The sequence below is a fragment of the Streptomyces sp. NPDC019531 genome (assembly GCF_044903305.1).
In the GTDB taxonomy this organism is placed as follows: domain Bacteria; phylum Actinomycetota; class Actinomycetes; order Streptomycetales; family Streptomycetaceae; genus Streptomyces.
Genome location: NZ_JBJDQL010000036.1, coordinates 93,870 through 101,086 on the forward strand (window position 1 = coordinate 93,870; position 7,217 = coordinate 101,086).

The 7,217-nt window shown below is 69.7% G+C and carries 8 protein-coding genes; all 8 read left to right on the plus strand.

Annotation, left to right across the window (positions count from 1 at the left end):
• Positions 1-96 precede the first annotated feature (96 nt).
• The 8 genes from ACI2L1_RS32950 to ACI2L1_RS32985 all read left to right on the plus strand — a co-directional run bounded on the left by ACI2L1_RS32950 (position 97) and on the right by ACI2L1_RS32985 (position 7,187).
• On the plus strand, positions 97-1,209 hold the full coding sequence (locus ACI2L1_RS32950) for a Gfo/Idh/MocA family protein (protein WP_404743073.1): 1,113 nt from the start codon (positions 97-99) through the stop codon (positions 1,207-1,209).
• Positions 1,206-2,132 carry a PmoA family protein gene (locus ACI2L1_RS32955; protein WP_404743074.1) on the plus strand — a complete coding sequence of 309 codons (927 nt, stop codon included), beginning with the start codon at positions 1,206-1,208 and terminating at the stop codon, positions 2,130-2,132. The genes ACI2L1_RS32950 and ACI2L1_RS32955 overlap by 4 nt, the downstream gene beginning before the upstream one ends.
• The gene (locus ACI2L1_RS32960) at positions 2,126-2,881 is read left to right on the plus strand and encodes a cupin (RefSeq protein WP_404743075.1); all 756 of its coding nucleotides are present in this window, start codon (positions 2,126-2,128) and stop codon (positions 2,879-2,881) included. The genes ACI2L1_RS32955 and ACI2L1_RS32960 overlap by 7 nt, the downstream gene beginning before the upstream one ends.
• A 70-nt stretch (positions 2,882-2,951) precedes the next feature.
• The gene (locus ACI2L1_RS32965) at positions 2,952-4,235 is read left to right on the plus strand and encodes an ABC transporter substrate-binding protein (protein ID WP_404743076.1); all 1,284 of its coding nucleotides are present in this window, start codon (positions 2,952-2,954) and stop codon (positions 4,233-4,235) included.
• On the plus strand, positions 4,232-5,170 hold the full coding sequence (locus ACI2L1_RS32970) for a carbohydrate ABC transporter permease (RefSeq protein ID WP_404743077.1): 939 nt from the start codon (positions 4,232-4,234) through the stop codon (positions 5,168-5,170). Before ACI2L1_RS32965 ends, ACI2L1_RS32970 begins: the two co-directional genes overlap by 4 nt.
• Positions 5,167-6,033: a carbohydrate ABC transporter permease gene (locus tag ACI2L1_RS32975; RefSeq protein ID WP_404743078.1), complete on the plus strand. Its 867-nt coding sequence runs from the start codon at positions 5,167-5,169 to the stop codon at positions 6,031-6,033. The genes ACI2L1_RS32970 and ACI2L1_RS32975 overlap by 4 nt, the downstream gene beginning before the upstream one ends.
• Before the next feature lie 5 nt (positions 6,034-6,038).
• On the plus strand, positions 6,039-6,629 hold the full coding sequence (locus tag ACI2L1_RS32980) for a hypothetical protein (protein ID WP_404743079.1): 591 nt from the start codon (positions 6,039-6,041) through the stop codon (positions 6,627-6,629).
• 105 nt (positions 6,630-6,734) lie between these two features.
• A complete protein-coding gene (locus ACI2L1_RS32985; RefSeq protein WP_404743080.1) occupies positions 6,735-7,187 on the plus strand; it encodes a phospholipase in 453 nt (150 codons plus the stop codon).
• The last annotated feature ends 30 nt before the right edge of the window (positions 7,188-7,217 follow it).

Genomic DNA, 7,217 nt, shown 5'->3' on the forward strand with positions numbered 1-7,217 from the left:
TGTTAGGACAATCGCCGGGGATCTAGGGTCGACTCCGGGGAGCAAGCGCTTTCCCCGCACGTCAGCGTCCTCTTCCGGGCGCCCGAGGAGGACTGTATGCCCCGTCCAGCCCGCCGCCGCGCAGCCGTGGTCGGCACCGGCGCCATCGTCAGCGGCAGCCACCTGCCCGCGCTCAGGGCCCACGCGGAGCGGGTGGAACTGGTCGCCGCCGTGGACGTGGACCAGGGCAGACTCGACGCCTTCCAGGAGCTCGCCGGCGACGGGGTCGCCGGCTACACCTCGATGGACGAGATGCTGGACGCCGTACGCCCCGACCTGGTCCTCATCGGTACCCCGCCGTCGCTGCACCGGCAACAGACCGTGGCCGCGCTGAAGGCAGGCGCCTGGGTGCTGTGCGAGAAGCCGCTGACGCTGTCGCTCGCCCAGTACGACGAGATCGCCGCGGCCGAGGAGGCCTCCGGTGCCTACGCCTCCGTGGTCTTCCAGCACCGCTACGGCTCCGGCGCCGTCCACGCGCGCGAGCTGATCACGAGCGGCGAGCTGGGCGCCCCCCGGGTCGCCCACTGCCAGACCACCTGGCACCGGGACGCCGACTACTACGCCGTACCGTGGCGCGGAACCTGGGCCAGTGAGGGCGGCGGCCCGACCATGGGGCACGGCATCCACCAGTACGACCTTCTCCTGCACCTGCTCGGCCCGTGGGCGGAGATCCGCGCCATGGCGGCCCGGCTGGTCCACGACACCGAGAGCGAGGACGTCTCCACCGCCCTCGTCCGGTTCGAGAGCGGCGCCCTCGCCACCGTTGTCAACAGCGTGCTGTCACCCGACGAGGTGAGCCGCATCCGTATCGACTGCGCCGACGCGACCGTCGAACTCACCCATCTGTACGGCCATCGCAACGAGGACTGGACCTACACGCCCGCCCCCCACGTGGCCGCCGACCGCGTCGACGCCTGGCGCACGCCTGCCTCCGACGTGCCCAGCTCGCACGCGGCCCAGCTCGGCGCGCTCCTCGACGCGTACGACAACGGTGTCAGGCCTCCCGGCAGCGGCACCGACGCGCGTGCCACCCTCGAGTTCGCCGCCGCGCTCTACAAGTCGGCGTTCACGGGACAGCCCGTGCACGCGGGCGACATCGCGCCCGGCGACTCCTTCTATCCGGCCATGCACGGCGACCACCCCCACTGGGCCCCCAAGGAGCGCGCATGAGCATCCGCGTCAGCCACGTCCACGGCGAACACATCGCCGTCGAGGCGGCGAACGGCACGGAGATCCTCCGCTATGTCTACCGACCCGACCCCGAGGCCTTCGAGGCCAAGAAGCCCTATGCCCATCCGGTGCGCACCCTCGCCGGGAACACGGTGACCGGCTACCGCCCCAACGACCACCGCTGGCACAAGGGCCTGCAGATGACGGCAAGCCATCTGTCCGGGCAGAACTTCTGGGGCGGCAACTGCTACGTCCACGGGCAGGGTTATCTGCCGCTGCCGGAGCGCGTCGGGTCGATGCGGCACGACGGCTTCCCGGCGCTGGAGGTCGAGGACGACCGTCTCACCTTCACCGAGGAGCTCACCTGGGTGGAGAACGGCGGCACCGAGTGGGCGCGAGAGGTGCGCGGCATCACCGTCCACTCGGTCGACGAGGAGTCCGGCTCCTGGGCCCTGGACTGGTCGATCCGCCTCACGAACACCCGCGACGAACCCCTCGTCTTCGGCTCCCCGACCACCGCGGGCCGTGAGATGGCCGGTTACACCGGACTCCAGTGGCGCGGCCCCCGCGACTTCACCGGCGGCGCGGTCTTCGCCCCGGGCACCGACGCCGACGCGGACAAGCTGATGGGCAGCCAGGGCCCCTGGCTCGCCGTCACCACCGAGCACGACGACGTGGACGCCCACTCCACGCTCGTCTTCGCGCACGCGCCCGAGAACCTCGACTCGCGGAGCGCGATCCACGAGTCGCACTGGTTCGTGCGCTCCGAGCCGTTCCCGACGGTCGCGTTCTCCTGGGCGTTCTTCGAGGAGTTCGAGCTGCCGCCGGGGGAGTCCTTCGAGTACCGCTACCGGCTGGTGGTGGCCGACGGAGCCTGGGACGCCGAACGGGTCGGTGAGCACCTGGAGGGCCTGTCGTGGTGACCAAGCCGGAGCTTCCCCACCCGCTGCCCGGCGCGGTGGGCCTGTCCCACCTGAGCGCCTACGACTGGGAGGCCGCCGACGGCGTCTGCGGCGGCAGCCCGCATCTGCACCTGGTGTGCACGGAGGCGTACGTCGTCACCGGCGGCCGGGGCGCGGTGCAGACGCTGAGCCCCGACGGCTACCGGGAGATCCCCCTGGAACCGGGCTCGATCGCCTGGTTCACCCCGGGCACCGTGCACCGCATGCTCCAGGGCGGCGATCTGCGGATCACCGTGCTGATGCAGAACAGCGGACTGCCCGAGGCCGGGGACGCCGTCTTCACCTTCCCGCCGGAGGTGCTCGCCGATCACTCGCGGTACGCCGAGGCCGCCAAGCTTCCGCCCGGCACCGGACCGGAGACGGCCGCGGCCGCCCGACGCCGACGGGACCTCGCCGTCGAGGGCTACCTCGGTCTGCGCGAGGCCCTGGCCGCCGGGGACAACGGCCCGTACCTGGAGTTCCAGCGGGCCGCCGCCCGCCTGGTGCGGGAGAAGGTGCCCGACTGGCGCGAACTGTGGCAGGCCGGTGCCCTGGCCACCGCCGAACGCACCGGCGCCCAGCTCGACGCGCTCGCCTCCGGTGAGCCGTCGTATCTCGGCGGGGCGACCGCGTACGAGGCCGCGCCGACCCGGCTCGGCGGCTTCGGGATGTGCGGCAGACGCGACGAGTACAACCTGCCGGGGACGACACTGCCGTACCGCGGCGAGTAACACCGCTTGTTCTGGGGGGAGTTCCAGGGGGGCCGTAGAAAGTCCGAGGAAGGGATGAGGTGACCTCGGCATGCCCGGACACAGGACAAAGGGGTTCTGCGCTTCGGCCGTCGCACTCGCGCTCTGCGCGCTGGCGGCCGGTTGCGGAGGCTCCGGGGAATCGGTCGGCGGCGGCAAGGTCGTGCTGCGCTACACGTGGTGGGGCAACCCCGACCGCGCGGAACGCACCGAGCAGGCTGTCGCCCTGTTCGAGAAACAGCACCCGAACGTACAGGTGCAGACGTCGTTCTCGGGGTACGACGCCTACAAGCAGAAGCTCGCCGTCCAGGCCACGGGCGGCGACGCACCCGACGTGATGCAGCTCGACTACCGCCAGATCGACCAGTACGCGTCCGGCGGGGTCCTGCTCGACCTGGCGAAGCAGAAGGCCGTACTGCGTACCTCCGAGATCGACTCCGGACTGCTCGCCACCGGCCGGGTGGACGGCACCCAGTACGCGATCCCGCAGGGCCGCGGCACCGAGACCGTCGTCTACGACGTCAAGGCCTGGAAGGACTCCGGGGTACCGCTCCCGCGCGCGGGCTGGACCTGGTCCCAATGGGCCGAAGCTGTGCGGGAGTTGAAGAAGGAGACCGGCAAGCCTGGCGCCACCGACCCGGGCCAGAGCGAGGACGCCTTCGAAGTCTGGCTGCGCGGACAGGGCAAGGCCCTCTACACCAAGAGCGGCGGAATGGGCTTCACCGCCGACGACCTCACCAAGTGGTGGACCTTCACAGACAAGTTGAGGCGGGAAGGCGCCGTCTCCCCGGCCGAGCAGACCACGCAGCTCGACGGCTCCGTGGAGAACACCCCGCTCGGCCGCGGCAAGGCCACCTCGGACATGAACTGGGACGCCCCGTCGAGCGGTTACCTCGCGATCATCCCGACCGGGATCGAACTGGCCCCCATGCCGTCCGGCTCCGACGGCACTCCCGGCCAGTACTTCAAGCCGTCCATGTTCCTCGGAGTCTCCGCGAACACCGGCCACGCCAAGGAGGCGGCCCAGCTCGTCGACTTCCTCCTCAACGACCAGGCCGCGGCGAAGATCCTCGGCGCCACCCGTGGCATCCCCGTCAACGAGACCATCCGCGAGGAGACCGCACCCCTCCTCAAGGACTTCGACAAGACGGTCGCCGACTACCAGACCTCCCTGGAAGGCAAGTTGAAGGATCCGCCGCAGGCCCCGCCCTCCGGTGACAACGCCCTCCAGAGCACCTTCCAGCGCGACTACGACCAGGTCTCCTACGCGCGCATGTCGCCCCGCGAGGCGGCCGAGAACTACGTCACCGAGGCGAAGGCGGAGCTGAGGTCATGACCACCACCGCGATCCCCACGGGGGAGAGGCGCGCCACCGCCCCCGCGACCAAGCGCCGGCCCAAGCGTGAACGCCAGGGCGCCGCCTGGGTGTTCCTGTCCCCGTGGGTCCTCGGCGCGAGCGTTCTCACCCTGCTGCCGATGGCCGTCTCGCTGTACCTGTCGTTCACCGACTACAACCTCTTCGACCCGCCCCACTGGGTGGGCCTGCGCAACTACACGCAGATGTTCACCGAGGACCCGCGCTACTGGCGTTCGGTCATGACGACCCTGATGTACGTCGTCATAGCCGTGCCGCTCCAACTGGCCCTCGCGCTGGTCGTCGCGCTCGCCCTCAAGTCCATGAAGCGCGGCAAGGCCTTCTACCGCTCCGCGTTCTACGCCCCGTCGCTGCTCGGCGCCTCCATGTCCATCGCGCTGGTCTGGCGGGCGGTCTTCAACGACGGCGGCACCGTGGACAACCTGTTCGGCACCGGTGGCTGGGTCAACAAGCCCGGCTGGGCGCTGCTGGCCGTCGCCCTGCTGACGGTGTGGCAGTTCGGTGCGCCGATGGTCATCTTCCTCGCGGGCCTGCAACAGATACCCGCCGAGCTCTATGAAGCGGCGGCCGTCGACGGGGCGGGGAAATGGCGGCAGTTCCTGTCCGTCACCGTGCCCATGCTGTCCCCGGTGCTGTTCTTCAACCTGGTCCTGCAGACCATCCAGGCCTTCCAGGTCTTCACCCCCGCCTTCGCGGTGAGCGCGGGCAAGGGCGGTCCCGCCGACTCCACGCTCGTCTACACGATGTACCTCTACGACCGGGGCTTCGTCGCCTCCCACATGGGCTATGCCTCCGCCATGGCGTGGGTGCTGCTTCTGGTCATCGGCGTCGTCACGGCGGTGCTGTTCCGTACCTCGCGTTCCTGGGTCTTCTACGCGTCCGAGGGGGACCGATGACCTCCATATCAACCGCCGCCGCCCGCAAACCCGTTCGCTGGGGCCGGGTCGCCCTGCACCTCGGCTGCCTCGCGGCCCTGCTCGTGATGCTCTACCCGCTGGCCTGGCTCCTCGCCACCTCGCTCAAGCCCGCGAACGAGGTCATCGCCAGCCTCGACCTCCTGCCCAGCCACCTGGAGTGGTCCAACTACGAGACCGCCTTCGAGGGCGTCAACGACGTCTCCATCTGGCGGCTGCTGTCCAACTCCCTGCTGATCGCGGGCGGCGCGGTCCTCGGCAACGTCATCAGCTGCTCGCTCGCCGCCTACGCCTTCGCCCGTCTGCGCTTCAAGTTCCGCGGCCCGATGTTCGCCTTCATGATCGCCACGATCATGCTGCCGCACCACGCGATCCTGATCCCGCAGTACATCATCTTCAACAAGCTCGGCCTGGTGAACACGTACTGGCCGCTGATCCTGCCCAAGTTCCTGGCCACGGAGGCGTTCTTCGTCTTCCTCATCGTGCAGTTCATGCGCGGCCTGCCACGTGAGCTGGAGGAGGCCGCGCGCATCGACGGCTGCGGTCCCTTCCGCAGCTTCTTCCAGATCGTGCTGCCGCTGACCAGGCCCGCGCTGATCACCACGGCGATCTTCACCTTCATCTGGACCTGGAACGACTTCTTCACCCAACTGATCTACCTCTTCGACCCGGACAAGTTCACGCTCACGCTCGCTCTGCGCTCGTTCGTGGACGCCTCCAGCCAGTCGGCGTTCGGCCCGATGTTCGCGATGTCGGTCATCGCGCTGCTGCCGATCGTGCTGTTCTTCCTCGCCTTCCAGCGGTTCCTGGTGGAGGGCATGGCCAGTTCGGGACTCAAGGGGTGAGCGGGATGCGTGCTCGTGAAGCCGGTGAGGTCTTCGGACCCCGGATGACCCTGTTCGCCGACATGCTGAGCGTCGGCCTTGCAACGGCCGTGGTGTGCCTTCCCGTTGTGACGGCCCCGGCCGCGCTGTCGACCGCGTGCGCGGTACTGCGGGGCGCGGTGGAGGGGCAACCCGCCACCGCGGGCCGCTACTTCGCGGTGCTACGGCGACGGCTCCGGGCCTCGGACCTGGTGGCGGGTGCCATAGCCCTGGCCGGCGGGCTGCTGTTCCTGGCGGACCTGGCGCTCGCCGGCGCCGGGCTGCCCGGGGCACCCTTGTTCGCCGTGGTGGCGGCCGGAATCGGTGCGGCCGCCCTCGTCGTGGGCCTGCGGTCCTGCGCACGGCCCGAGTCGCTGACCGACTGGCCGGCCGCCGTACGCACGGCCGCCCGGGACGCCGTACGGGACATCGGCGGGAGTGCCCTGGTGCTGCTGGCCGTATCCACGGCCGCTCTGTGCGCCTGGATGCTGGTGCCGCTGGCCTTCCTGGCGCCCGGACCGTTGGCGTTGGCGCTCACCGCCGTTCATGTCCGACTGACCGTCACATCCCAGAGTTAACGGGCCATTAGGGTGCTTGGAGGGTAAGGCGACGTCTGCGGTGTAAATCATCTTGGCATGAACCTGCGGCCCGACGGGCGGGTCGCGGTCTCATGGAGGTGTGGAATGCACCGCAGACTCGCCACCGCGTTGAGCGCCTCGACCCTGGCCCTCGTCACCGTCGTATCCACCGCCGCTGCCGCCGACGCCGCCCCCGCCGACAAACCCCAGGTCCTCGCGAACTGGACCCAGACCAGCGCGTCCAGCTACACCACGTGGGCCGCCGCCCGCGCCGACCAGGGCGCCTGGAGCGCCTACGCCTTCGACTGGTCGACCGACTACTGCTCCTCCTCACCGGACAACCCCTTCGGCTTCCCCTTCTCGATGTCCTGCGCCCGCCACGACTTCGGCTACCGCAACTACAAGGCCGCGGGCGCCTTCGACGCCAACAAGTCCCGCCTCGACAGTGCCTTCTACGAGGACCTCAAGCGGGTCTGCGTGAACTACAGCGGCGCGAAGAAGACGTCCTGCACCAGCACCGCCTGGACGTACTACCAGGCGGTGAAGGCGTTCGGCTGACGGCCTCGGTGGGTTTCAGTTCAGTGCCTT

Bases quoted from the DNA above. Each gene is read 5' to 3' on its own strand.
- ACI2L1_RS32980 (WP_404743079.1), top strand. From the start codon at position 6,039: ATGCGTGCTCGTGAAGCCGGTGAGGTCTTCGGACCCCGGATGACCCTG.
- ACI2L1_RS32950 (WP_404743073.1), top strand. From the start codon at position 97: ATGCCCCGTCCAGCCCGCCGCCGCGCAGCCGTGGTCGGCACCGGCGCC.
- ACI2L1_RS32985 (WP_404743080.1), top strand. From the start codon at position 6,735: ATGCACCGCAGACTCGCCACCGCGTTGAGCGCCTCGACCCTGGCCCTC.
- ACI2L1_RS32970 (WP_404743077.1), top strand. From the start codon at position 4,232: ATGACCACCACCGCGATCCCCACGGGGGAGAGGCGCGCCACCGCCCCC.
- ACI2L1_RS32965 (WP_404743076.1), top strand. From the start codon at position 2,952: ATGCCCGGACACAGGACAAAGGGGTTCTGCGCTTCGGCCGTCGCACTC.
- ACI2L1_RS32955 (WP_404743074.1), top strand. From the start codon at position 1,206: ATGAGCATCCGCGTCAGCCACGTCCACGGCGAACACATCGCCGTCGAG.
- ACI2L1_RS32975 (WP_404743078.1), top strand. From the start codon at position 5,167: ATGACCTCCATATCAACCGCCGCCGCCCGCAAACCCGTTCGCTGGGGC.